The 25,135-nt window shown below is 70.8% G+C and carries 23 protein-coding genes; 9 read left to right on the top strand and 14 right to left on the bottom strand.

The window, feature by feature from the left end:
- Positions 1-1,125 precede the first annotated feature (1,125 nt).
- From UK12_RS41275 to UK12_RS39735, 5 genes are all read right to left on the bottom strand, one after another.
- Positions 1,126-2,124, bottom strand: coding sequence for a DUF6529 family protein (locus UK12_RS41275; protein WP_197084872.1), 999 nt, complete (start codon positions 2,122-2,124; stop codon positions 1,126-1,128).
- A complete protein-coding gene (locus UK12_RS15105) occupies positions 2,121-3,074 on the bottom strand; it encodes a metallophosphoesterase family protein (RefSeq protein WP_045303467.1) in 954 nt (317 codons plus the stop codon). The genes UK12_RS41275 and UK12_RS15105 overlap by 4 nt, the downstream gene beginning before the upstream one ends.
- A complete protein-coding gene (locus UK12_RS38000; RefSeq protein ID WP_082119632.1) occupies positions 3,071-3,592 on the bottom strand; it encodes a cupredoxin domain-containing protein in 522 nt (173 codons plus the stop codon). The genes UK12_RS15105 and UK12_RS38000 overlap by 4 nt, the downstream gene beginning before the upstream one ends.
- A 671-nt stretch (positions 3,593-4,263) precedes the next feature.
- Positions 4,264-4,920 carry a C40 family peptidase gene (locus UK12_RS36590; protein ID WP_052681895.1) on the bottom strand — a complete coding sequence of 219 codons (657 nt, stop codon included), beginning with the start codon at positions 4,918-4,920 and terminating at the stop codon, positions 4,264-4,266.
- Between the two features lie 61 nt (positions 4,921-4,981).
- On the bottom strand, positions 4,982-5,731 hold the full coding sequence (locus tag UK12_RS39735; protein ID WP_156178741.1) for a hypothetical protein: 750 nt from the start codon (positions 5,729-5,731) through the stop codon (positions 4,982-4,984).
- Between the two features lie 708 nt (positions 5,732-6,439).
- Between UK12_RS39735 and UK12_RS15085 the strand changes: the two genes are divergently transcribed.
- Positions 6,440-6,949, top strand: coding sequence for a universal stress protein (locus tag UK12_RS15085; protein ID WP_045303466.1), 510 nt, complete (start codon positions 6,440-6,442; stop codon positions 6,947-6,949).
- Between the two features lie 119 nt (positions 6,950-7,068).
- Here UK12_RS15085 and UK12_RS15080 read toward each other — a convergent pair whose 3' ends face one another.
- The 6 genes from UK12_RS15080 to UK12_RS15050 all read right to left on the bottom strand — a co-directional run bounded on the left by UK12_RS15080 (position 7,069) and on the right by UK12_RS15050 (position 13,706).
- A complete protein-coding gene (locus tag UK12_RS15080; protein WP_082119631.1) occupies positions 7,069-7,911 on the bottom strand; it encodes a hypothetical protein in 843 nt (280 codons plus the stop codon).
- Between the two features lie 487 nt (positions 7,912-8,398).
- Positions 8,399-9,424 carry a ketoacyl-ACP synthase III family protein gene (locus UK12_RS15070; protein ID WP_045303463.1) on the bottom strand — a complete coding sequence of 342 codons (1,026 nt, stop codon included), beginning with the start codon at positions 9,422-9,424 and terminating at the stop codon, positions 8,399-8,401.
- Positions 9,421-10,074, bottom strand: a complete 654-nt coding sequence (locus tag UK12_RS15065; protein ID WP_045303462.1) for a hypothetical protein — start codon at positions 10,072-10,074, stop codon at positions 9,421-9,423. Before UK12_RS15065 ends, UK12_RS15070 begins: the two co-directional genes overlap by 4 nt.
- On the bottom strand, positions 10,046-11,770 hold the full coding sequence (locus UK12_RS15060; protein WP_045303461.1) for a thiamine pyrophosphate-binding protein: 1,725 nt from the start codon (positions 11,768-11,770) through the stop codon (positions 10,046-10,048). The genes UK12_RS15065 and UK12_RS15060 overlap by 29 nt, the downstream gene beginning before the upstream one ends.
- Positions 11,767-12,801 (bottom strand): GlxA family transcriptional regulator, encoded by a 1,035-nt coding sequence (locus UK12_RS15055; protein WP_231591221.1) that lies wholly within the window; start codon positions 12,799-12,801, stop codon positions 11,767-11,769. Before UK12_RS15055 ends, UK12_RS15060 begins: the two co-directional genes overlap by 4 nt.
- A 188-nt stretch (positions 12,802-12,989) precedes the next feature.
- Positions 12,990-13,706: a TetR/AcrR family transcriptional regulator gene (locus tag UK12_RS15050; RefSeq protein ID WP_045303460.1), complete on the bottom strand. Its 717-nt coding sequence runs from the start codon at positions 13,704-13,706 to the stop codon at positions 12,990-12,992.
- 103 nt (positions 13,707-13,809) lie between these two features.
- Between UK12_RS15050 and UK12_RS15045 the strand changes: the two genes are divergently transcribed.
- Positions 13,810-15,009, top strand: coding sequence for an FAD-dependent monooxygenase (locus UK12_RS15045; protein ID WP_045303459.1), 1,200 nt, complete (start codon positions 13,810-13,812; stop codon positions 15,007-15,009).
- A 43-nt stretch (positions 15,010-15,052) separates the two neighbouring features.
- The gene (locus UK12_RS15040) at positions 15,053-15,889 is read left to right on the top strand and encodes a poly-gamma-glutamate hydrolase family protein (protein WP_082119630.1); all 837 of its coding nucleotides are present in this window, start codon (positions 15,053-15,055) and stop codon (positions 15,887-15,889) included.
- Positions 15,890-15,931: 42 nt separating this feature from the next.
- Here the strand turns inward: UK12_RS15040 and UK12_RS39730 are convergent, their stop codons facing one another.
- Positions 15,932-16,159: a hypothetical protein gene (locus UK12_RS39730; RefSeq protein ID WP_156178739.1), complete on the bottom strand. Its 228-nt coding sequence runs from the start codon at positions 16,157-16,159 to the stop codon at positions 15,932-15,934.
- Positions 16,160-16,266: 107 nt separating this feature from the next.
- On the opposite strand from UK12_RS39730, the gene UK12_RS15030 reads away from it, so the two are divergent.
- Together UK12_RS15030 and UK12_RS15025 are read left to right on the top strand one after the other, a co-directional pair.
- Entirely contained in the window at positions 16,267-16,464 is a 198-nt protein-coding gene (locus UK12_RS15030; protein WP_045303456.1) for a hypothetical protein, read from the top strand.
- 149 nt (positions 16,465-16,613) lie between these two features.
- Entirely contained in the window at positions 16,614-17,783 is a 1,170-nt protein-coding gene (locus tag UK12_RS15025; RefSeq protein ID WP_197084871.1) for a L,D-transpeptidase, read from the top strand.
- Between the two features lie 165 nt (positions 17,784-17,948).
- Here UK12_RS15025 and UK12_RS15020 read toward each other — a convergent pair whose 3' ends face one another.
- On the bottom strand, positions 17,949-18,656 hold the full coding sequence (locus UK12_RS15020) for an RraA family protein (RefSeq protein ID WP_045303454.1): 708 nt from the start codon (positions 18,654-18,656) through the stop codon (positions 17,949-17,951).
- A gap of 293 nt (positions 18,657-18,949) precedes the next feature.
- Between UK12_RS15020 and UK12_RS15015 the strand changes: the two genes are divergently transcribed.
- The 3 genes from UK12_RS15015 to UK12_RS15005 all read left to right on the top strand — a co-directional run bounded on the left by UK12_RS15015 (position 18,950) and on the right by UK12_RS15005 (position 22,919).
- Positions 18,950-19,459, top strand: coding sequence for a mycothiol transferase (locus UK12_RS15015; protein WP_045303453.1), 510 nt, complete (start codon positions 18,950-18,952; stop codon positions 19,457-19,459).
- Positions 19,460-19,621: 162 nt separating this feature from the next.
- Positions 19,622-20,419, top strand: a complete 798-nt coding sequence (locus UK12_RS15010) for a serine hydrolase (RefSeq protein ID WP_045303452.1) — start codon at positions 19,622-19,624, stop codon at positions 20,417-20,419.
- Positions 20,420-20,699: 280 nt separating this feature from the next.
- Complete coding sequence (locus UK12_RS15005; RefSeq protein WP_045303451.1) at positions 20,700-22,919, top strand: NADP-dependent isocitrate dehydrogenase; 2,220 nt, start codon at positions 20,700-20,702, stop codon at positions 22,917-22,919.
- A gap of 548 nt (positions 22,920-23,467) precedes the next feature.
- On the opposite strand, the gene UK12_RS15000 is transcribed toward UK12_RS15005, so the two are convergent.
- Positions 23,468-23,776, bottom strand: a complete 309-nt coding sequence (locus UK12_RS15000; RefSeq protein WP_045303450.1) for a WhiB family transcriptional regulator — start codon at positions 23,774-23,776, stop codon at positions 23,468-23,470.
- A gap of 292 nt (positions 23,777-24,068) precedes the next feature.
- Between UK12_RS15000 and UK12_RS14995 the strand changes: the two genes are divergently transcribed.
- Positions 24,069-25,103 carry a mechanosensitive ion channel family protein gene (locus UK12_RS14995; protein WP_045303449.1) on the top strand — a complete coding sequence of 345 codons (1,035 nt, stop codon included), beginning with the start codon at positions 24,069-24,071 and terminating at the stop codon, positions 25,101-25,103.
- The last annotated feature ends 32 nt before the right edge of the window (positions 25,104-25,135 follow it).

Genomic DNA, 25,135 nt, shown 5'->3' with positions numbered 1-25,135 from the left:
GGAGTGGCGCAGGCCACAGGAATGCCTGTGGCCCGGGTCACAGAATGCCCGGGACCCGGCTCGCGGGAATGGCGGTGTGACCCGGGTCACTGAATACGGGGACCGAGGTGATTCGGAGCCTGGTGGCGGGCCCGGACGGTGCTGCGGGCCCGCCACAGGCAGGGCGCCGGAGAGGTAGTCGGGGGCGCCCGCCGGGCGGCACTGCACCGGCAACGAGGGCCCGCGCATCCTGCTTTGCCCCGCGAGGGCGGTGTCTCCGCAGCGTCTCCTTAATCGCTGCACGGCCGGTCGGGGGCGTGGCGGCGACCTGGAGGCGTCGGCGCCCCGGCACGGTGCCGGAGCCGTACGGGCCGGTCCGCCGGGACGCGTCGGGTAACTGCCGGCTGCGCCCCTCGTTGGGGCGCGCGGGCCGGTCTCCCGGTTCGGAGGCAGCTCTCCGGTTCAAGGTGCCGATGTGGGTCCGTCGGCGTCGCTGCTCACGGGGGCGGTGATCGGGGGCGGTCGATACCTGCAACGCCGCTGCGTTTGGACGTGAGGCCGGAGGTCAGGGGGGGTGAACGAGGCAACGGGACACCTGTAGATCAATGATCGGCAAAGAAAGTCGATCAAGGAAAGGGGCCCCGTTGCAGGAGAAGTCTGTCATCTGAACTTCGCGCTCTGCCCGCACGACGTGTGGCAGGGGGCAGGAGTACCCACCGCCTACGCCGAGCAGCTCATCGGATCAACCTTCTGGGAGTCCTGGTGGGACTGAGCAGCTGCTGCCCGCCACACGGTGTGTCCGTCAGCCGCCGTCCGTGCCGGCGGCGCACCTGGTCGGACGCTGTCCGGGGGTCCGGACACTCCAGACCGAGCAGGTCCAGTGCGTCGTCAACCGGGTCGCGCAGCCGTCCGCAAGCGGTCGGGGTCACGGGGCCACGGCGACCGCCGCGACCTGGCAGGTCGGCACGTATTCGGGTAGCGCCACGATTTCCGGGACGGTACTCATGGCCCCGGATCTATCGGCCACTTCGACATGTATGCGACCAGCGGCCGGAATCTCCTCGTGATTCCGGCGTAGGACGAACTCGGCCGCGCCACGCGGGAGTCCGGTGTCGGCCGTCGGGAGAGAAACGCCTCACGTTCTGCTCACAGGCCGGGGGCCTGGAAGCCGTTCAGGTACCAGAAGGGGGCGACGTACCAGATCAGGGCGATCGCGGTGACGAGGGTGCCGCCGGCCAGGGGGAGTGCCCAGCCGGGCCAGCGGCGGTGCCGGACCACGATGACCTTGGCGACGAAGGCCCCGTAGAGGAAGCAGCCGGCGAGCGAGTGCAGCGCCACGCGGGTGTCGGTGAATTGGACGCCGTAGGCGGTGATGCAGTGCCGGGCGATGGGCAGGGAGAGGAGGAAGGCGGTCAGGCCGATGAGGCGGTGCACGGTGTGGACCCGGTGCGGTGCGGCTCGCAGTGCGGGCAGGCGGCCGTACATCCACAGGGCGAGAAGTAGCTGAATCAGCGCCAGGCCCAGGAGCGCGGATCCCAGCTGGGCTTTCAGTAGTATCGCGTCGTTGCCGCGGTTCCCGAAGAGGCTGGTCTCGTAGTTGGGGGTGTGTACCCGGCCGTACCAGAAGAGGCCGACCATCACCGCCACGGGCAGGAGGAGCCACAGGACGTCGTGGAGCCGTTGGTGGCTGGCGGGGTGAGTGAGGCCCTCCGCGTGATCAGCCGTCCCCGCTCCCGACTCTGCCGCCCTGGATCTTGACGGCACGAGCCCGACCTCGGATGCATGCCAGGCCACGACGATCAGCAGGGTGAGCGTCTCGGTGATGAGGCTGAGCAGGGCCTGTGGGGCGGGTTGCAGGCCGTTTTCGGAGAACCCGAACAGTCCGGTGGTGCGGGATGCGGTGAACCCGGCGAGTGTGCCGATGGCGATCGCGGTGGCGGCGATCCGCAGGAGCGGGGGTGCCCCCAGCAGCAGGAGTGCGGCCACCGCGAAGGCGGTGCTGGCCTGTAGCAGGAACAGCGAGCCGATGATGTGGACGAAGCGGTATCCGTCGATGTAGAGCTGGGCGTGGATGTATCCGCTTGCCGCGAGTGTGGCGGCGAGTACCAGGCGCAGTGCGAGGGCTGGCAGGCTGCGGGTGTTCATGCGAGTTTCTCGTCCTTGATGGCCAGTGCGTGGTTGCCTTGCCAGTAGTTGACGGTGCGGATGCCGAGTGCGTCCTTGAGGTGTCCGGCGGGCAGTACCTGTGGGAGCGGGGCGGGGCCCTGGCCGGGTTTGGGGAACGGGTAGCAGGTGGGGGCGGCCGAGTGGAAGGTGATGTTGCCCTCGGTCTTGGCGAACAGCTGGTGGACGTGCCCGTTGAGGCAGGTGACCGAGGAGAAGCGGCGCAGCATCGACAGCACCTGTACCGCGTCGTCGGTGCCCCAGCCCCAGGTCGGATACATCGCGAACAAGGGGATGTGGCTGAAGATGACGATGGGGGTGTCCGAGGACAGGCCGGCGATGTCCTTGCGCACGAAGTCGATCTGATCGTTGCCCAGGTGGCCGAGTTGCTCCAGGTGCAGCGTGTTGACCAGCGCGATGAAGTGCACGCCGTGGGTGTCGAAGCTGTACCAGCCGTCGCCGAGGGTGTTTTTGCCGAAAGTCTGCCGGTAGGCGCGTGGTCCGTTGTCTCCGATCGAGTCGTGCTCGCCCGGCACGGTGAAGACCCGGTCGGTGTCCAGCTGCGACAGCATCTGCTTGACCTGGTCGAACTGGGCGGGGGTGGAAAGGTGTGTCAGGTCGCCGCTGTGCATGACGAAGTCGGGGCGGAAGCCGAGGGAGTTGACCTGGTTGATCGCGTCGGCGAACGTTCCGGTGACGTCCATGTTGGCCGGGCCCTGGAAGCCGATGTGGCTGTCGGAGACCTGCACGAACCGCAGGTCGGCGCTGCCCGCCGGGGCCGCGTTCGACGAACCGGGGATGTGACTGATAACCTCTCCCGCGGTGACGGTCAGGACCACGGCACCACCGAACCAGGCGGAGTGCCGCATGAGCTGGCGGCGGGTCATGCCGTGTTCGACGCCACCGTTGGAGTCGGGTGTGGGCTCGGTCACGGGGTCACCACCACGGTCGCGGTCATGAACGGGTGGATGGAGCAGAAGTAGGGGTAGCTGCCGGGTTGGGTGAACGTGTAGCTGTAGGTGTCGTTGGTGCCTAGGGCTGCCGACTGCAGTGGCCCGCCCGATCCCTGCTTGCTGGTGACGGTGTGAGCGTCGGGGTCGGTGTTGGTCCAGGTCACCGTCGTTCCCGCCTTGACCGTCACGGTGGCCGGGGAGAACGCAAAGTTCTTGATCGTCACCGCGTTGGCGGCCGCCGGAGCGGACGGCTGGCCGCTGGTGTACGGGGTCGATGGCGCGGTTGGTGGTGGGCTGGCGATGGCCGTACCGCTCGTTCCGGAGGCACCGGGAAATCCGGGCAGGGTCTGGCCGGGTCCCGGGCTCAGCGCGCCGGCGGGTTTGGGGTGTGACGATCCGCCGCACGCGCTGAGCAGTCCCAGTGCTCCGGCAACGGCGACAGCGGCCAGGCACGCCGTACGCGACCACCGCGCCGGAGCAGAGGAGTTCGCATTCATGCCCATCGTTCCTTCTGCACGTCCCCGGCCGCACGGGCGGGTCTGATCCGAAACCAATGCGGGATCGGCCTTATCAGGCAGACAGACGACCGCGTTACACCCTTCGGGGGGATGCTGGAAGGGGATGCAACCAGGTGGGCTAATTTATGTGAGCGGACAGCACAATCCATGCAGCGAAACGAATTCCACAGCGGAGTCTCGCTGTTTCACCCTGGCGGCGGGCAGCGGAACAGGGCTTCGGCGTCGCGCAGGAACTCCCAGGCGTCGGAGCCCGCAGCGTTGGAGGGCCGGAGGGGCTCTGCCGCCAGGCTGAGCTGGTTCCTCACCTCCGTGCTCTGCTGTCGTCGCCTGGCCACCGCATCGGGGGCCGCATCCGGTGGCGGAACCGGCACCCGCTCCGAACCCGTCACTGACGCCAAGTCAGCCGCCGTTGTCCGCGACACGGTCTCTGACCAGCGGAGATCGCCGACATCCCGGGAGCGGTGGAGCCGCTGTAATCGGCCTCACATCCTGGGATCTCATATCCCGGACGTTTTTCCGCCGGTAGCGCGTCGCTCGCGCACCCGGCAGGTCCGCCGCAAACGCATCGAGGGTCGGCCCCGCTGGCGCGGGGCCGACCCTCGAAGGTGGCGGTTGTCACAGAGTCGGGCAGGGGACTCCGGGGGGACTCGTTACCAGCGGTACGAGTGGTGCTGCCAAGTGTGGTCGGCGGGCGCAGGTGCGGGGGCGGCGGGTGCGGGGGTGCTGGTCGTGGGGGTGGCGGGGGCCGGTGCGGGTGCCGTCGTGGACGCGCTGGTGGCGGAGCCCGTGATCTTGTTGTAGCGGAGCGGCGTGTAGTAGCTGGTGGGCCAGCCGGCCAGCGAGCTGGCGTTGAGGTTGCCCTGGTACTCGCGGGTGGGAACGCTGCGGTTCTGCTCGGCGTAGAAGTTGAACGTCCCGGCGGACTGGTCGATCCAGTTGCCGAAGAGGATGACGTGGTCGGCGGTGTAGTCGAGGGCGTCGCCGGGCTGGAGCTGGGAGCTGGCGATCCTGGTGGAGACGCCCGGGAGCGTGGAGGTGACCAGGCTGGAGCTGAGGTGCCAGGCCATGGAGACGAACCCGGAGCAGTCCTCGCGGTAGGTGCCGTTGCTGTCGGTGTGGGTCGCGCCCTGGTTGTAGGGCACGCCCTGGCTGACCCAGCTCTTGGCCCGCTGGATGACCTCGTCGGGCGAGATGCTGCCGCCGACGGACGACGCCGCGTGCGCGGGAGTGGCGATCATCAGGGAGGCGGCGCCGACTCCGAGGAGGCCGACGAGGCAGCGGCGGAGGGCGGGTCCGTACAGGTGCATGGATGTCTCCAGGGGGTGCTGGTGTGGGGCAGCGGGGTGCTGGTGTGGGCAGCGGGTGTGGCTAGCCGAGCTGTCGGGCGACCGAGGTGAGCAGGTCTCCGTCGGCTCGGGTGCTGTAGGGGACGGCGTGGGTGGCAGCCCACTCGTCGAAGTGGACGACGGCCAGGGTGGTGCCCTGCTGGACGGCGTAGAGGTGGTCGGTCTGCGGGCCGGCCGCGGACAGCCCCTCGACGCCCGTCCACTGCCGCGACCAGGCGGTGCCCTGATCGGTCACGGCGGTCCTGGTGACCTGCGCGTCCGTCGTGCCGAGGGCCTTGGCCTGAAGGGCGCGGGACACGGTCTGGCAGGCGTCCATCTGCGTCAGCAGGCCCTGGTACGCGGTCTGCGCGGCGGTGCCGTCACGGAAGGTGAACAGGTCCTGCTCCGCCGGTGTCCGGTAGACGCTGACGTACGCCTGCTGCTGCCAGGAGGCGGCACCGGGGACGGACGCGCACTCGTCGAGCTGGACGGCGCCGGTCACGGCCTGGGTACGAGGTGGAGCGAGCGGGTGCCATCCCTCGACGGCTCCGTTGGGGAGCTGGGCCGCGGAGAGCCGTTCCGTCGCCGTGGGCCCTGCTGTGGACTCTGCGGTGACACTCGTCGGTGCTCCGGCGACCGAGGCGGACGCGCCGGTACTGCGGGCGGTGGCGGACAGCCGGGGAGCGCTGCCGCAGCCGCCGACGGTGACCAGCACGGCCAGGACGCCGAGCGCGCCGAGGGCAGCCGCGCTGACAGGTCGGACAGGGGCGGGGAGACGAATGGAGCCAGGCATCGGGGTCTTCCTAGCAAGGCCACCGGGTCACGGGACGGACTCGGTGGAACAAGGCACGGTGCAACAAGGCATGGCGGGACAGGGTGTGGCGGGACAAGGCGTCGGACGCCGGGGCAGGGACTTCCGGGTTTCGGCGTTCGGCCGGCGGCGCGGCACCCGTAGGGCGATCCGGCGACCTGGGCCTTCAGCACGACAGCTGTCCGCTTGGGGGGCGGCGCTGGGTGACCGGATTCTTGCCCGGTGGTTCGCGCACTGTCAAGAAGCCCATATAGGCAAATAAGGGCGGAAATGACCGATAAGTCCGATTTCTCGCTACCGGGATCTTCGGCTCGAACGGTGCGCTGGTCAGGCGGTCTGCGGACCCCTGCGGAGTCGGCCGATCCGGCTCTGGGTGTCCAAGTCCGAACGCAGCCGCCGTGGCGGGTGCGCGGCATCGCTTCTCAATCGCCAACTGGCCAGGATCACAAGGGAGTTCGCTGCGGTCGAGGGCTGTGCCCGGGGGGTGGCCGCCGCCGCGTCCCGACCGGCCGACCGGCCGCGCGTCGTCCGCATTGATGCAGGTCAGATGCCCCAAATAGTCAATGTATACAAGATCAAATAGTAGAAACACCTTTGATTTGCATGTAATAGGAGTGGCGTGCCACTATAATCGAAGGAGTCCGCGTTGAGCTCAGGGCGAGCGGGCAAGAGCAGAAAGAGCGAGGGTCCATGTCGGACGGCGCGCGCGTCATCGTCGGAGTCAGTGGCTCGTTGAACAGCCTGACCGCACTGCACCGCGCGGTGGACGAGGCCCGTACCCGCGGGGCGGTGCTTGTTCCCGTGCTGGCCTGGTCGCCCGTCGGCGGCGAGTTCAACTACCGCGCCCGGCCGTGTCCGCCGCTGCTCCGCACCTGGGAGGCGGCTGCCCGGGAGCGACTGGAGCGAGCCTTCCAGGACGCCTTCGGCGGACTCCCCGTCGGTGTCCGGGTGGAGCCGCTGGTGGTCCGCGGTGAGGCCGGACCGGTGCTGGTCCAGGTCGCCGATCGGCCGGACGACCTGCTGGTCATCAGCACCGGACGCCAGGGCGGCCTGCGCCGACTCCTGCACGGTTCGGTGAGCCGCTACTGCCTGGCCCGTGCGACGTGCCCGGTGGTCGCCGTTCCGCCGTCCACGCTCCACACCGAGCTGCGGCGGGTCGCCCGCATCACCGACCTGCGAGAGCTGTCGCACGCCGCCTGACCCCGGAGGTCACGCCGGCGCGAGCCGGCTCTGCGGGCAGCGGTCAACCGGCGCTGGCGCACGGGCAGTTCGGCGCAGCTCGACGGAGGCCGACACAGGCCGGCGCAGGCCAGTACGGGTCAGCGCAGAGCCTGCGTCTGCCAGTAGCCGAAGCGCTGGAGCGGCTCGCCGTCCATCCGCCAGGGCCAGGGGGTGACGGTTCCTCCGATCAGGCGGAAGACCTCTGCGGCCTCCGGGAGCCGGTTGGCCCGGACCAGCGCGTAGGCCAGCAGGTTGAGGTCGGCCAGCGCCGCGGCGTGCCGCAGGTAGCCCGGCTTGGTCCAGTCGGCGAGCGCGCGTTCCAGGGACGACGCCGCGCGGGCCTGCGTCCACTGTCTTCGGGCCAGCAGTCCGTCGACGCCGCCGCGGGAGACGGTGCGGTGGTGGTGTTCGACGATCGCCGTGAGCTCCAGGCCCACCGCCGGTACCGCCGGAGGTATCCGGGACCGGACGGAGTCGACGAAGTCGAGCACCCGGCTGTGGGAGCCGCACTCCTCCGGGGACAGGTAGCCCAGCATCTGCAGATGCGCTTCGCGGTGCCAGGCGTCACGGGCCATCACCTCGTGCCAGACCTGGAACACCTCCTGCGGGTCGCGCCGCAGCAGCCGCAGCATCCCGAGCATGACCACCCAGGGCGTCGGATCGCTCGGCTGGAGTTCGGCGGCGCGGTGGCAGCGGTCGGCGGTGGCGCGCGCGTCCTCCATCTCTCCGGCGAGTTGGCCGCGGATCAGCTCGACCCAGGACTCGAAGATCAGGGCGTCGGCACTCTTCGGCCGGCGCATCCGCCAGGACCGGGCGAGACCGGAATTCGCCGCCGGTCCCGCCAGTACCGCGAAGCGGTGCGCGCGCCGGTCCCAGTCCGTTCCCGCGTCCTGAATTACCCGTTCGACCTGGTCGATCTGAATATCGGTCAGGCCCGGCATAGGGGGGGAACCAAGTTGCTTGCGCACCCTTCCGAGTTTGCTGTCGTCGAGTTCGGGGGACAGGCGGGGGCCGGTGGTTCGAAGCATTCGGAAGAGCGACACGGACGCAGCGTAGGGCCGCCCCGGAATTACCGATAGACCCTTGGATGAATCGTTACTCGAGGGAACTCCGGGGAGCGGAATTACCGTCTCGTACGGTGAGATCGCGAGGAGTTCGGGTACTCAGGGAGACCATTCGGTCGCGCGGTGATGCGGTGTCGGCGGACGGCGGTGCCGGCTCCGCCAGTTCCCGCGCTCCGGCTGAGCACCGTCGAGTGGCCGTACTCGGTGGAGGACCGGCTGCCGTTCGACCTGCCCGGTGAGCCGGAGCCGGTCGGGACGCCCGCCGCGCGGCCGCACCGGAGTGCGCCGAGCCGGCGGGCGTCGCCCCGGGTTGTGCAGTCGCCCCGCTGCCGCGAGGCGGTGTAGCCCACCCGGCGGCAGCGCGTCAGGCGGCGCGGTGGCCGCCGCCCCAGCGGATCGCGGCCGCGCCGGCGAAGTCACCGGCGTGGGCGAAACCGCCGAGTACGACCAGGCCTCCGTCCTCGACCGCTCCGGAACGGATCGAGCGGTCGAGGGTGATGGGGATGGCCGCGCCGAACAGGTTTCCGCAGCTGTCGAACGTGTCGGGGTGCCGGTCCTTCGACAGCCCCAGGGACTCGCGCCAGTTCTGCAGGAACGTGCGGTTGGGCTGGTTGGTCACCAGCAGGTCGATCTCGGCGGTTCGGACCTCGATCCGGCGGCACAGGTCCGTGACGACCTCCGGGACCAGGCGGTTGCCGCGTTCCATGACCTGGGCGATGCCGGACTCGGTGAAACCTATCCGCAGCTGGGACTCTCCGGGTTCCCAGTACTTCCGGCCGTCGTCGAGGACCGCGGTCATGTCGCCGCCGTAGTCGCCGATGTGGCGGGTCACCACGTCCAGCACGGGCGCGCCGGCCGAGGTGGTCAGGTAGCCGACCCCGGCGCCGTCGCCGGGGATGGCGGCCTGGGCGAGCCGGCGCACGTCGGACTGGGTGAACAGCTGGCCCGCGGCGCTCTGCGCGTTGCAGATCAGCGCGGTCTTCGCGTCGGTGGTGGTGAGGATCGTGCGTGCCAGTTCGATCATCTGGATGAAGGACGCGCAGCCCGCGTTGGCCACGTCGATCAGCCACTGCGGTTTCAGCCCGAGCCGGCGCGCGACCTCGGTGCCGGCGCCCACGAACGGGATGTCGGGAAGCTGGCTGTGCGTCAGCAGGACGTCCACGGCGCGGATCTCCTCGCGCCCGTGCCGCTCGACGAGCGGCTGCACCGCGCGTTCGATCATGTCCACGTTGGTCTCGTCGGCGGCCACGTGGTGCCGCAGTGGGGGGATCCGGAACATCGGGCTGTCGCGGAGGCTGTCCTCGGCGTCGGCGTACTCGGTGTAGAACTCGGCGGGGACCGGCCTGCCGGGCAGATAGCCGGCGACGTCGGTGAGGCTGACCGTGGTCACGGCGCCACCACGGTGCGGGGGGAGCTGCTGACCGGCAGTCCGCCGTGGTGGCGGTGTTCGAGGATGGCCTTCAGGTTCTCCAGCTCCACCGTGTGGCCGGCGTAGAACATGTCCCAGTAGTCGCCCACCCACGGCCGGTCCGGCCGGGGAGCCAGCTCGGGACGGGGGTTCCGGTCGTAGTACGGGTGCCGGCAGTTGGTCCAGGTGATCACGGAGCCCGGTGCGCCCAGCACCGACCGCGCGGGAACGACCCGCATCAGGTAGATCATCCAGAGCTCCTCGCCCTGGTCCCAGGCGCAGTGGAAGTCCACCGTCATGGCCTCGGCGTTGGCCACCACCTTGCAGAAGATCTTGGTGTCCTGCTCCAGCCGGTCGTCCCCGACCCACAGGCCGGGGGTGCCGGCGGGCGCGAAGTCCCGCAGGCTGAACGTCCACTCCTCCAGGTGGTGGCCCTGGCTCAGGTACTCGTACGCCTTCTCCGGCGGGCAGTCGACGTAGGTCTGGATCGTGCAGTACTGCCCGTAGACCTCCTGGTGCGGATACGACGGCCGGGTCAACTCCGCGCAGCGGACCAGCAGTTGCTCCTGGTCGGTGTTCTCCACCCGGGTCAGGCCGGGGACGTCAGCCAACTCGTACGGGTCCGCGCTCATGTGCGCTCTCCTCACTCTCGGCCGGCTCCGGGCCGGCGGCCGCCACATCGGGAAGGGACAGGAACGGAAGGAACGGCGGTGTTTCGGCAGGATCGAGGTCGAGCGTGACGAACGCCGGGGCGCCGCTGTGGTTGGAGCGCAGCAGCGCCCGGCGCAGCTGGGTGCCGTCGTCGGCCCGGGTCACGTCGAGGGTCGGGAACATGCCCGCCACACCGGCCGCGATGTCGGTGGGCCGGAACAGGTTGCTGTGGTGCGGCGCTCCGAGGAACACCTGCTCGCGGGTGGCGCACATGGCGTGTGCGTTGTTGTTGAGGATCACGAAGGTGACGGGCGCGGTGTACTCGACCGCGGTGTGCACCTCCATCCCGTGCATGAAGAACGACCCGTCGCCGGCGATCACATAGGTGCGCCGGCCGGTGGCGAGCGCCGCGCCGATGCCGGCGCCGAAGGTGTAGCCCATGCCGCCCATGCCGACGGCCACCACGAAGCGGCCGTGCCGCGGGGCCGGCAGCAGGTGGATCGCACTGGCCCCGGCGTTGCCCGCGTCGACGAAGACGTCCGCCTGCGGCGGTAGCGCGGCCTCGACGGCGGCCACCGCAGCGGCGTAGGAGGTGCCGCCGCGACCGGTCCGCGGTGTCCGCCGGGGCACCGGTCCGGCGTGCCCGGGGGCCGGTCGCGGGCGCGGGTCGAGCCGCTCGGCCAGCGCGCGCAGGGTGTCCCGGACGGTGCCCTGCAGCGAGATCCCAGGGACGAACGGCGGTTCGGGGTCGATGCAGACCACCGGGGTCCCGGCCAGGGCTCCGTCCAGTCCGCCGCGCGCCACGTCCGGCAGCCTGGTGCCGACCAGCAGGCAGACATCGGCCCGCCGCAGGCAGTCCGTGACGTTCTGATGGCCCATCACCCCGGCCACGCCCGCGAACCGGGGATCGTCGTTGCGGAACACGTCCTTGGCGTCCGGCGTGACCGCCACCCAGGCGCCGAGCCGGCCGGCCACCTCGGCCAGCTCCGTCCGGGCGTCCGCCGAGGCCACGCCCTCACCGGCGATGACCAGTACGGTCCGCGCGCCGCGCAGCAGGTCCACGGCCCGGTCCGGCAGCGGCGGCCTCGGCGGCTCCGCCAGGGTGGCCGGGGCGGCCGGGCCCGTCGGCCGGCGGGGCTCGACCGGTGCCTGCTGGACGTCCTTGGGCAGCAGGAGCACCGCAGGGCCCCGGAGACCGGTGCGGGCTGCCGCGAGGGCTTGGGCGAGCAACTCCGGCAGCGAGTCCGGGTCCTCGACCCGGGCGCAGAACCGGGTGACGGGGGCGAACAGTTCCAGCGCGTCGAAGGAGCCGGCCTTCCCGCTGGTGTCCTGGAAGGCGCCCCGCCCCTCCGAGCCGGTGGGCGGCTGGCCCACCAGCGCCAGCACCGGAACCCGGGAGGCGTACGCCTCGGCCAGTCCGGGCAGCAGGTTGACCGCGCCGCCCCCGGACGTGGCGGCGACGACCCCGATCCGCCCGGTGACCCGGGCGTGTCCGTCGGCCATGGTGACGGCCGAGAACTCGTGCTTGGCCACGACGGCGCGGATCGCGCCGCCGGTGGCGTGGAACGCGTCGTACAGGTCCTCGATGTTCGCGCCACCGACGCCGAACACCTGGCTGACGCCCGCTGCGGCCAGTTCGGCCGCCAGCCGGTCGACGAGTCGGACTCCGATGGTCATGCGATGCTCCTCTCCGCCTGGCCGGACATCTCCGCCTCGCCGGGCGCGACGATGAGCCCGGACGGCGAGGTGGCCTGGAATCGGCGGCGGTATTCGCTCGGGGTCAGTTCGAAAGCCCGGCCGAAGGAGCGGAAAAACGTCTCGGAGGCCGGATAGCCGCAGCAGCGGGCGATCTGACTGATCGGCAGATCGGTGGTCTCCAGCAGTTTGCGGGCCTGGGCGATGCGCATCTGTTCGATGTAATGACCGGGCGGCATTCCCACCTCGCGCCGGAATACCCGGGCGAAGTTGCGGACACTCATATTGGCGCGCTCGGCGATCTCCGGGACGGGCAGCGGCTGTTCGAGATTCTGCAGTATCCACTCCTGTGCGGCGCGAATCGGGGCCCGGTCGGCGAGTTGGGCCTCCAGAATCGAGCTGAACTGCGACTGGCCGCCGTTCCGCTTGAAGAACAGCACCAGGAAACGCGCTATCTCCAGCGCGAACGCCGCACCGTGGTCGGCCTCCACCAGCGCGAGGGCCATGTCGATGCCGGTGGCCACCCCGGCCGAGGTCACGAACCGGCCGTCCCAGACGAAGATCGGCTCGGGATCGACCGTCACGGCCGGGTACCGGCGGGCCAGGTCCTCGCAGTAGGCCCAGTGCGTGGTGGCGCGCCGCCCCTGGAGCAGGCCCGCCTCGGCGAGCAGGAACGCCCCGCCGCACACCGAGGCGACCCGGCGCGACCGGTCGGCGGCCCGGCGGATCCACGAGACCAACTCCCGGTCGTCGAGCGCCTCCTTGAGGCTCCAGCCGCCGGGGACGAGCAGGGTGTCGATCGGGCCGTCTCCCGCAGCGAGCGGTTCGGCCTCGATCACCATGCCCGAGGAGGTCCGTACCAGCGGCGCATCGGCGGAGACGAACTGGATCCGGTAACCGGCACCCGTCGTCGACAGTTGCCGGTTGACGGTGTCGAACACCTCGATCGGCCCTGCTATGTCCAGCGCCTGTGCACCGGAGTAGACCATCACCACTATTCGTCGCTGAGACACGGTCACAGCCTGTATCCAGAGCGTGATGGCGGCAATGACGGCTTACTGACGAATTCGGCCACACCGGCCGGCCGGGGCTTGGAGAACCGTCTCTGAGCAGGCATGTTGACGGAGCGTCAGGGCGTGGTGTGAGGCACGTCATGTCCGCGTCCGCCAGGGCCGGCGGCCCGGGAGTGCCCCGGGTCCGCTCAGCCCGCGCGCTGGGCGATCAGGGCGCCCAGGCCGTCGAGGATGCGGTTCAGGCCGAAGTCCAGCGCCCGGTCGTGCCCGCCGGGTTGGGCCGCCGAGGCCATCGCGGCGGTGAGGGCGGGGTAGTCGGCGCCGTGCGTCCGCATCAGTTCGGCGAGCGGGGCGAGGAACCGCGCCTCCGGTTCGCCCGCCGGGCCCGCCGCCCGGCTCTGCGCGACGATGCCGCGGACATGGCCGACGAGCAGCACCAGGGCGTCCATCCGCTCGGCGCCGGTCAGGCCGGTGCCGTCCAGTGCGGCCAGGGCGCGCTCCATCCAGGTGAGTTCCCTGGGGCCGGGGAGACGCGGGCCGACGGTGGCGTCCAGCAGCCACGGGTGCTGCGCGAAGACCTCGCCCAACCGGTGGGCCCAGTCGCCCAGTTGCCCGCGCCAGTCGCCGCCCGCCCCGGTCCTCGGCGGGGCCTCGCCGATCGCGGCCTCCACCATCAGGGCGACCAGTTCGGCCTTTCCGGGCACGTACCGGTACAGCGACATCTTGGTGAAGTCGAGCTGTCCGGCGACCCGTTGCATGGAGACCGCACCGAGCCCCTCCGTGTCGGCGATCCCGACGCCCGCCTGCGCGATGCGGTCCAGGCTGAGGGCCGGCTTGGGTCCGCGCGAGGGCTTGGGGTGCGGGCCCCAGAGCAGCCGGACCCTTGCGCTCGCTTCGTCACTCATCCGCCGCTCCCGTCCTCGGTCTTGCGCTGCCGCCATAACTGTGTCTACCGTACACATAAATCATCAGTGTCCATCGGACACAGTTTTCGGGGAGTGGTCTGCCGTGGTCTTCGCCAACAGGAACGTGCTCATCTCGGGCGCCAGCATCGCCGGCCCGGCGCTGGCCTACTGGCTGGGGCGCTACGGCTTCCGGTCCACCGTGGTCGAACTGGCCCCGGAGCTGCGCGGCGGCGGGCACGCCGTCGACTTCCGTGGCGATACGCACCTGACCGTGCTGGAGCGGATGGGCGTGCTGGAGGAACTGCGCACGCTGGAGACCGGCGGCAGCCCGATCCGCTTCGTCGACCAGCGCGGGCGCGAAATGCTCAGCCTGCCGGGCGAGTTCGCCGGGGGCGACATCGAGGTGCCGCGCGGCGACCTGGCCCGGGTGCTGTACGAGCGCAGCCTCCCGTACGCCGAGTACGTCTTCGGCGACACCATCACCCGCCTCACCGAGACCGCCACGGGCGTGCGGGCCGAGTTCCGGCACGGCGCGGCACGCGAGTTCGACCTGGTGATCGGCGCGGACGGACTGCACTCCAACGTGCGTCGGCTGGCCTTCGGCCCGGAGGACCGCTACGTCCGCCACCTCGGCTACTACGCCGCGACCTGGTCACTGCCCAACTACCTGCGCCTGCACCGGGGTTCGGTCGGCTGCAGCGTCCCGGGGCGGTTCGCCTCGGTCGGCGCCGGCCACCGGGACGCCGAACGGGCGGGCGCCTTCTTCGTCTTCGCCTCACCCCGGCTCGACTACGACCGGCACGACCCGCAGCAGCAGAAGGCGCTGCTCACCACGGCCTTCGCCGACCTTGGCTGGGAGGTGCCGCGACTGCTCGAAACCCTGCGGCAGGCGCCGGAGTTGTACTTCGACTCGATCAGTCGGGCGGACCTGAACCGCTGGTCCACCGGCCGGATGGCCCTGCTCGGGGACGCCGCGTGCGGCGCCACCATCGGCGGCATGGGCACCGGAACCGCCGTGGTGGCGGCGTATGTGCTGGCCGGCGAACTCGCCCGGGCCGGCGGCGACCACCGGACTGCCTTCACCCGGTACGAGAGCCTGCTGCGCGACTACGCCCAGGGCTGCCAGAAGGGCGGCGACCGGACCGGGAAGTTCTTCGCTCCCGGCTCCGCGATCGGACTGCGGATCCGCAACGGGCTGTTGAACCGGCGCTTCCTGCTGGACCTGATGCTCAAGGAGGGCATGAAGGTCACCACCGTGGCGCTGCCGGACTACCCGGCCGAGCTCGGCGTGGCACGCCGGTGAACCTGATTGTCAGAAGGGTCTGCCCCTGCCATGCTCGCTCTACATGATCCTCAATCGCCGTACAGTGATCACCGCGCTGGCAGCCGCACCGGCCCTGAGCACCGTCACCGGTGTCGTGGGCAGCGCTCCGGCCCGGGCCGCCGGCGACACCTACGCCTCCAACACCGCCCTCTATGCGGACATAGGACTGGTCGAGGGTGTGGACTACGGCCGCCGCTCGCGTCGCCATCCGATCGACGACGCCGACCTTTCCGGCCGTTCGGCCTTCAACAGGACCACGGTCATCGCCCCGCACGGCGGCGGTATCGAGGGCGGCACCTCCGAACTCTGTCTGGCGATAGCCGGTTACCACCCGGCGGACCTCGCGCCCACCCCGGCCGCCGGGCCGGTGCACGACTTCTGGATGTTCGAGGGACTGCGCCTCGTCGGGAACGCCACCCTGCACGTCACCTCGACGCACTGCGACGACACCATCGCCCGCTCGCTCTGCGCGGGCAGCCTCAACGTGGTATCGCTGCACGGCTGTACGCCAGCCCAGGCCGGTCTGGCGGCCGGGACCCGGGCGGTGCTGGTGGGCGGTCTCAACGCCGACCTGCGGAAGTACCTGATGGAGGAGCTCACCGCGACCGGTATCCGGGCGCTGACGGCCTCGGGGGAGGAGGAGATCGCCGGTGTCTCCCCGAACAACATCTGCAACCGCACCCTGCTCGGGATGGGCGTCCAACTGGAGATCACCACCGACCTGCGTGCCGCCATGTTCGCGGAGGGGAGGAACACCCGGGCGGCCCGGGCGGTCAACACCCGGCCGCTCTTCTGGTCCTTCGTGAACGCGGTGCGCACCGCCGTCGGCCGGATCGAGGCCGACCAGCGGGTGATCTGATCCGATCCGACCGGGGGGGCGTCCGTACGGGCACCGGACTCCTCAGGGCGCCCCCGGTGGTGCGCGGACGCGGTCCCAGCCGAGCCCGGGCGAGCCTTCCCGAGGAGCTTCCGCGCCGGCCCGCACCCGCCGCCGGTACCACACGGTCCAGGCCAACAGGACGGCGACGGCCGCCAGTTCGACGACGGTCGACAGTCCGGCCACCACCGGGACCGGCAGGGTCCGGAGCAGTACGAGCCGTACGGCGTGGGGTCCCGGCGTGCCCCCCACGGATGACTCGACCGGGCCGATCGGTACGTCACCCTCGCCAGGCCATGACCTCCGGCTCCGCACACCGTTGACCCGGCGCAGCATCCACGCCACACGAAGGATCCGCCATGCGCCACCTCGCCGATACCCTCACCACCGCCGGGATCATCGCGGCCGTCGTCGCAGCAGGGTTCGTCGTCCTGCTGATCGCCGGTCTCGCCCGTACCTCTGCCCGCGCCGAGCGAATCGCCGCCAGGCACTGGGAGGAACGCGCCCGCGAGGCCGCCGCCGAAGACCCGGACCAACCGGCCGGGGACGACCGGTGACCACCGTCGATCGGGACCGCCGTCGACCGGGGCCGGTGCCGTCCCGTGCCCACCTGGGAAGTTCTCGGAAAGATCCCATGATCGGTGTGCAACCGAACGCCTGCTCGCCACGTATATCTTCACGGAACCGACAGACAGAGGGGGATGCGGTGAAGCGGGCGACGGGTTTGCTGGCGGTGGGCGGGGTGCTGGTGCTGGCGGGGTGCAGCGGCGGCGGTACCTCCGGCGCGGATCATTCCGACGCGGTGGCTTCGCCGAAGGTGTCCACGGCGAGACTAGCGATCGAGCCCAAGGACGGCTCGCAGGGGGCGGCGCCGAACGCGCTCAAGGTGTCGGTCGCCAGCGGCAAGCTGACCAGCGTGGCGGTGACCGACAAGAGCGGGAAGCCGGTCGACGGCACCATCTCCGCCGACGGGGCGAGCTGGTCGCCGTCGGCCGGCCTGGCCGTCGGCGCCGCGTACCAGGTGAGCGCGCGGGCCGCCGATGCCGATGGTGTGGTCACCACGGCGAACAGCGCCTTCACCACCCTGACGCCGGAGCAGACCCTCAAGGTCTCGGACAACGTCGACACCGGCGAGAAGTACGGCGTCGGCATGATCGTGTCGGTCAGATTCGGCGACCAGGTGAAGAACCGGGCGGAGGCGCAGAAGGCCATCACCGTGGAGGCCACCGACGGAACCGTGGTCAAGGGGCACTGGTTCGAGGACGGCACGCGGCTCGATCTGCGGCCGGAGAACTACTGGAAGCCCGACACCACGGTGAAGGTGCACTTCCGCACCAAGAACGTCGAGCTCTCGCCCGGCGTCTACGGCGACACCGACCGGGACGAGCAGTTCACCATAGGCCGCTCGAAGGTCAGCGCGGTCGACGCGTCCTCCCACATGATGGTGGTCAAGGAGGACGGCAGGTCCGACCAGAACGTTCCGATCACGGCCGGCGCCAACGACAACCCGTCCTGGAACGGCACCATGGTGATCTCCGCCAAGAGCCGGATGGAGCACATGGCCTCGTCCACCGTGTCGGACATCAAGGGGCCCGGGTACTCGGTGGACGAGCCCCACGCCCTGCGGCTGACCAACTCCGGCACCTACGTCCACGGCAACCCGAAGGCCGGTGCGGTGGCCGGCCGGGAGAACATCAGCCACGGCTGCATCGGCCTGCCGGACAGTGCGCAGGGCGACGACGGCTCCACGGCGGGCAGGTTCTACGCCGACTCGCTCATCGGTGACGTCGTGACCGTCAAGAACTCGGTGAAGACCCAGGCGCTCAACCCGGACAACGGCCTCAGCGGCTGGAACATGGCCTGGTCGAAGTGGTGACCCGGCGCTCCTGCGAGGCACCCGCCGACCTTTCCCCGGTGCCCTGAAGCGCGGCGGTCCGGTGAACTGATCCTCCGACAGTCCGACAGCCCGGTTGTCGGGCTGTCGGACTGTCGGGCCGCGTGACGGCCGGGTGCGTGCTCCTTGCCCGGCCAGGGCCGCAGGTCACTCCTCGATGGCCCCGCCCACGGACCGCAGGTGATCGCGGAAGGTCAGGGAAGGCGTCTGCCGGCGCTGCGCGAGGTAGGCGTCGAAGTGCACCTGGCTGCGCAGCGGGACACCGGCGTGGATCCGTCCGGCCTGCCGGCGCTCGGTGTCGCGGATCCTCTCCGCGAGGGCGAGGACCTCCTCGGCGCGGGCGGCCGGGAGGAGCAGCACCCCGTCGTCGTCGCCCAGGACCAGGTCCTCGCAACTCACCGTCCAGTCGCCCACGGTGACGGACTCCAGCGCGTCCTCGGGGCGGTCGTCGAGGCGTTGCGGGCCGGTCGGCGTCGCGCCCAGGCTGAAGACCGGCAGTCCGAGTGCCCGGATGTCGGCGGTGTCGCGGTGCAGCCCCCAGATCACGATCCCGTCCAGCCCCGCGGACTGCGCCTCCAGGACCACGAGATCACCGACGCAGGCCTCGTCGAGCCGTCCGCCGTTGTCGACCACCAGCACATCGCCGGGCGAGGACCCCTCGATTGCCTCCAGGAAGATGTCGACACTGCCGACGTGCCGGGCCGGGCAGGCCCGCCCGGCCACCCGGCCACCGGCCACCACGGCATGCAGTCCCGCGGGCGCACAGCGCACCGGGATCCGGGTGCGAATGCAGGCATCCGCCACATGGGCCGTGGTCAGCGTCGCGAACCGGTGCCGGAGTTCCTGGTGATCCATGGTGTGTGTCCTCTCGCCCGCTCACTCGCCCGGGCCTCATTGTCCTCAACCGGCCTGCCGCGAGGAACCGTTGCGCCGAAACGACGGAGCGCGCGCCGTCCGGCGCGCCCGGACCCCGCCGCCCGCCCAGCGGCCCCGGCCGGACCCCTGGACTTCCCGGGCACCGTTCCGGGAGCCGGTGGACGACACGTGCGGCGCCCCGTCATTCCGCGCCGCAGGATGGCCGGGCGGGCACAATCGGAGCAGTCGCACCGCCGAACGGCGGTGCCGCAGCACCGAGTACGGAGGGCCGGATGACCAGCGCGGACCTATTGGTCGATGCCTTCAACCGAGTCCAGGAGACCGTCCACGAGGCGGTCGGCGGTCTCACCGCCGCCCAACTGGCCGAGCGTCCGGCCGAACAGGCCAACTCGGTCGCCTGGCTGATCTGGCATCTGACGCGGGTACAGGACGACCATGTCGCCGATGCGAGCGGCACCGAGCAGCTGTGGACCGCCGACGGCTGGTGGGACCGCTTCGCGCTCCCGTTCTCCGCTGCGGACACCGGATACGGCCACTCCGCCGGGGAGGTGGCCGCGGTGCGGGTCAAGTCCCGTACGCTGCTGACCGGTTACTACGACGCCGTGCACGAGCACACCGTCCGCTACGTCGGCGGGATCCGTGACGCGGACCTGCGCCGGGTCGTGGACGAGAGCTGGACTCCACCGGTCACCCTGGCCGTCCGACTGGTCAGCGTCATCTCCGACAACCTCCAGCACGCGGGCCAGGCGGCCTATGTCCGCGGCCTGGTACGGCAGCGGTAGCCGATCGCATCGCGGCCGGACCGACCGGCACACGGGGCACGCCGCCATTCCCGTGATTGCGGCCGCCACCGCTGCCGACCGGCGGACAGCGGGGGCTTTCGGGTGCCATGCTCCTCGGCCGGGGGAAGAGGACTCGCAGGCGGTCACGGATCGGAGTGGGGCATGCTGTCTGTCGTCGTGGGGCCGTGGCGCGGAGCGCCGGTGGTACTGCGGAACGCCGAGGTGCTGCACGATGCGGCGAGCACCATGAAGATGGCCGTGCTCGCGGCCGTGTACCGCAGCGGGCTCGACCTGGAGGCCGCCGTACCGGTGGTCAACCGGTTCACCTCGGCGGTCGGCGGCAGTTACGGCAACGCGCGCGAGTGGGACAGTGACCCCGAACCCTGGCAGCTGCTCGACGCCGGACCGGCGTCGTCCCCGGCCTCGTCCCCGAACATGGCTGAGGCGCCGGCCTCGGCCCCGTTGCGCTGGCTCGCCGAACGGATGATCACGCACTCCTCGAACCTGGCCACCAATCTCTGCCTGGCGCAGGTGGGCCGGCCCGCGGTGGCGGAGGCGTGGCGGCAGGCGAACGCCACCCGCAGTTCGAGCCCGCGCGGCATCGAGGACTTCCCCGCCCGCGACGCCGGAGTGCACAACCGGGTCACCGCGCTGGACCTGGTCCGGCTGCTGGAGTCCCTGGAGCCCGAGCTGCTCGCCCTGCTGGAACGCAACACCTGGCGGGTCGACCTGGCGGCCGGGCTTCCGCCGGGCACCCGGATCGGCTTCAAGAACGGCTGGTGCCCCGGTGTGCGGCACTGCGCCGCCGTCGTCCACCCCGAGGACAGCGCGCCGTACGCGCTCGCGGTCTGCTACACCGGCCCGCTGGCCTCGGGCCACGACGAGATCGATCCGGCGGCCGGGCTGCTGGCGCGGATCTCGGCGCGGGTCTGGGACCGGCGGCACGAACTGGCGCGGTGACTCCGGCAGCCGCGTGCGGGGCGAACAGGAAGTAACCCGTCTCGATGGGGGACTGGGCGGTGAGGGCGCCGCTCTCGGAGAGCAGGGCCGGTCCGATTGGCAGCGGCATCAGGGTGCCGCTCATACTCGGTGTGTGGTGCGTCACGTCGGCGTGCTCGCCGCCGCACGGGAGCCGGTCCGCCCCGAGGACCTGACGACTCGACGCGGGGGTGGGTGTCGGGGAGGGGCCATCACGAGATATCTTGATATCAAGACGTTGTAGACGTGAAGCGGAGTACCGGTGACTGACTCGACCATCATCTATACGCACACTGACGAGGCCCCGGCCCTGGCAACGTATTCGTTCCTGCCTGTGGTCCAGGCGTACGCCTCGACGGCGGGCGTCACTGTGGAGACTCGCGACATCTCCCTGGCCGGGCGCATCATCGCGAGCTTCCCGGAGCGTCTCGAGGAGGGCCAGCGCATCGCCGACGCCCTCGCCGAGCTCGGCGAGCTCGCGAAGACCCCCGGGGCCAACATCATCAAGCTGCCGAACATCTCGGCCTCGATCCCGCAGCTCAAGGCGGCCATCGCCGAGCTGCAGCAGCAGGGCTACGCGCTGCCGGACTACCCGGACGACCCGAAGACCGACGAGGACCGGGACGTCCGCGCCCGGTACGACAAGGTCAAGGGCAGCGCCGTCAACCCGGTGCTGCGCGAGGGCAACTCCGACCGGCGCGCGCCCGCCTCGGTGAAGAACTACGCCAAGGCGCACCCGCACCGGATGGGCACCTGGACGGCCGACTCCAAGACGAACGTCGCCACCATGGGCGCCGACGACTTCCGCTCGACCGAGAAGTCCGCGGTCGTCGCCGAGGCCGGTTCGCTGCGGATCGAGCTGGCCGCGGCGGACGGCGGCACCACCGTGCTGCGCGAGTCGGTCCCGGTCCTCGCGGGCGAGGTCGTCGACGCCTCCGTGATGCGCGTGGCCGCGCTGCGTGAGTTCCTCACCGCGCAGGTCGCCCGTGCCAAGGCCGAGGATGTGCTGTTCTCGGTGCACCTCAAGGCCACGATGATGAAGGTCTCCGACCCGATCGTCTTCGGCCACGTGGTGCGCGCCTTCTTCCCGAAGACCTTCGCCGCGTACGGCGAGGTGCTCGCCGCCGCCGGTCTGAGCCCGAACGACGGCCTCGGCACCATCCTCAAGGGCCTGGACGCGCTGCCCGAGGGCGCCGAGATCAAGGCGTCCTTCGACGCCGAGATCGCCGAGGGCCCGGCCCTCGCGATGGTCGACTCGGACCGCGGCATCACCAACCTGCACGTGCCGAGCGACGTCATCGTCGACGCCTCCATGCCGGCCATGATCCGCACCTCCGGCCACATGTGGGGCCCGGACGGCCAGGAGGCCGACACCCTCGCCGTCCTGCCCGACAGCAGCTACTCCGGCGTGTACCAGGTCGTCATCGACGACTGCCGCGCGCACGGCGCCTTCGACCCGTCCACCATGGGCTCGGTGCCGAACGTCGGCCTGATGGCGCAGAAGGCCGAGGAGTACGGCAGCCACGACAAGACCTTCGAGATCGCCACCGCCGGTACGGTGCGCGTGGTCGACGCCGAGGGCAACGTCGTGCTGGAGCAGCCGGTGGGCGCGGGCGACATCTTCCGGATGTGCCAGACCAAGGACCTGCCGATCCAGGACTGGGTGAAGCTCGCCGTCAGCCGTGCCCGCGCGACCGGTGTCCCGGCCGTGTTCTGGCTCGACGAGAACCGCGCGCACGACGCCGTCCTGATCGAGAAGGTCAAGGCCTACCTCGCGGAGCACGACACCGAGGGCCTGCAGATCGAGATCCTCTCGCCGGTCGAGGCGACCGCGTTCTCCCTGGAGCGCATCCGCCGCGGCGAGGACACCGTCTCGGTCACCGGCAACGTGCTGCGCGACTACCTGACCGACCTGTTCCCGATCCTGGAGCTGGGCACCAGCGCCAAGATGCTCTCGGTCGTCCCGCTGATGAACGGTGGCGGTCTGTTCGAGACCGGCGCCGGCGGCTCCGCGCCGAAGCACGTCCAGCAGCTCGTCAAGGAGAACTACCTGCGCTGGGACAGCCTGGGCGAGTTCCTCGCGCTGGCGGTCAGCTTCGAGCACCTCGCGCAGACCACGGGCAACGCGCGTGCCCAGGTCCTCGCCGACACGCTCGACCGGGCGACCGGCACCTTCCTCGACGAGAACAAGTCGCCGAGCCGCCGCCTGGGTGGCATCGACAACCGCGGCAGCCACTTCTACCTGGCCTTCTACTGGGCGCAGGAGCTGGCCAAGCAGACCGCCGACGCCGAGCTGGCCGAGGCGTTCGCGGGTCTCGCCAAGACGCTGGCCGAGCAGGAGCAGACCATCGTCGACGAGCTGATCGCGGTCCAGGGATCGTCGGCCGACATCGGCGGCTACTACCAGCCGGTCCCCGCCAAGGCGGCTGCCGTCATGCGTCCGTCGCAGACCTTCAACGAGGCCATCGCGAGCCTCGTCTGATGCGATCCGCGCGGTAGTTCCACTCCGCGCGGTGGTTCCACGGCGTGACAGGCAGGGCCCCGGGCCGTCCGAGCGACGGCCCGGGGCCTTCTGCCTGTCCGGCGGACGGGCACCGATCGCGGGGTCCGGCTGCCCGTCGGCCAGGGTCCGGATCGGCGCTCCGGCGAGGAAGTCGGCGATGTCGGCCACGGCCTCGGTGGAAGTACGTGCGGTAGTCGGACTGCGTCACACAGCCCAGGTGGGGGGCGTTGCCAGCACGTTGGGCAGCGTGCGCAGCACGTCGTCGTCCGGCAGCGGCCCGGTCTCGAACACGTCCATCCCGAACGCCCGGCCGACGGCCGCCATCTTGAGGTTGCGGCCAGGCCGAGGATCAACTGGCCGACCCGATCTGTCCGACCAGAGCCGGCAGCTCACCCGGAGCGCTCTTGTCGGGCCGCTCCAGCAGTTACCCGAGCAAGCGGCCGAAACCCGTGCCGTCCACAGCTGCCACCGTCGGCCGCGCGTCTCCCGGCCGCCAACCCGGCCCAGCCGAACGATCAGCCGGGCACTCAGGCGGCGGTCCGGTGGCGGGTGGTCCGCGCCTGCTGCCGGGAACGCAGGGCGCGACGTTCCTCCACGGTGAGCCCGCCCCAGACGCCGTAGGGCTCGCGCGCTTCGAGCGCGTACTGCAGGCAGGCGGCGCGGACGGGGCAGTGCGCGCAGACCGTCTTCGCGGCCGTGTCCCGATCGTCGTGGGCGGGGCCGCGTTCGCCGGGCGGGTGGAAGAAGAGGCCGGTGTCCGCGGTGCGGCAGGCCGCGTGGAACTGCCACTCCCAGCGGTGTTCGAAGGGGCCGGGCAGACGGGATATGTCGGTCACGGAATCTCCTTGGGAAGGGCTGGTTCAGGGGCCCAGGCGTCCGTTCGATGCCCCGGCTACCCCCGTCGGTCGGAGCTATGCGGATCTCCATCGGTCTTCTGCGGAGTCCGGTCGGGGCTGCCGGAACCGCCTCGGGCGGGGTAACGGCGTGCGGCGGGGGTAGACGGGCGCCGACTCCACCCGCCCGGGCGGGCCGCCGCCCCTTCGTCCGTACCGGCCGCCCACCGACGCACCCGCCGTCGATCCCGAGCGGCCCGAGCGACCCGAGCGACCCGATCGAAAAAGGAGATACATGTCCCCGTGGAATCTGCTGACGCCGATCGCGCTGGTCGGTGCGGTGGTCCTGGCGACTGCGGCCGCCGACCGTGCGGTGCTGCTGGTCGGCCGTCGGACCGCCGGGCGGCTGCCCGACCTGTCGATGAGGCGCATGCTGCGGAGCTGTCGGGTACCGACGCTGCTGACCCTCGGATCGTTGCTGCTGCTGGTCGTGGAGCCCGGGGCGGGCCTCCCGCCGCCGACCCGGGGGCCGATCCGGCACGGCCTGCTGCTGCTCCTCCTCGCCTCCGGCGGCTGGCTGCTCACCAGGGTCGTGACGCTGCTGATCGACACCTCGTTGGCCCGGTACGCGACCGAACGCCGGGATCCGGCCAGGATCCGCCGGGTCAGGACCCAGACCGTGATGCTGCGACGGCTGGCCGGTGCCGGTATCGCCGTCGTGACGCTGGCGGCCGCCCTGACGACCTTTCCGGCGGTCCGCGCGGTCGGTGCCAGCCTGCTGGCCTCGGCGGGCGTGGTCGGTCTGGTCGTGGGTGTCGCCGCGCAGAGCACGCTCGCCAACCTGTTCGCCGGAGTCCAGCTGGCCTTCGGCGATGTCGTACGGCTCGGCGACGACGTGGTGGTGGCGGGTGACTGGGGCACGGTCGAGGAGATCACCCTGACCTATGTGGTGATCGCGACCTGGGACCAGCGGCGGATCGTGATGCCGGTGTCGTACTTCGTCGGCAAGCCCTTCGAGAACTGGTCCCGCCGGGATCCCGCGATCACCGGTACGGCGCTGCTGCACCTCGACCACCGTACGCCGATGGACGAGCTGCGGGCCGAGTTCGACCGGCTGTTGAAGCAGTGCCCGCTGTGGGACGGCGTCGGCAGCGCGCTCCAGCTCGTGGACACCACGCCCAGCACCATCGTGGTCCGTGCGCTGATGACGGCCCGCAACGCCTCGGACGCCTTCGAGCTGCGCTGCTGGATCCGGGAGCAGCTGATCGCGTACCTCCGGGAGCACTGTCCGGAGTCGCTGCCCAGGATCAGTGTCGGCCAACGGGATTGACAACCAAGAGAGTTGACGATCGGTCAGATGGC

Source organism: Saccharothrix sp. ST-888 (assembly GCF_000955975.1).
In the GTDB taxonomy this organism is placed as follows: domain Bacteria; phylum Actinomycetota; class Actinomycetes; order Streptomycetales; family Streptomycetaceae; genus Kitasatospora.
Note: the sequence above shows the minus strand (reverse complement) of the source record. Positions and strands in the feature narration are given on the sequence as shown.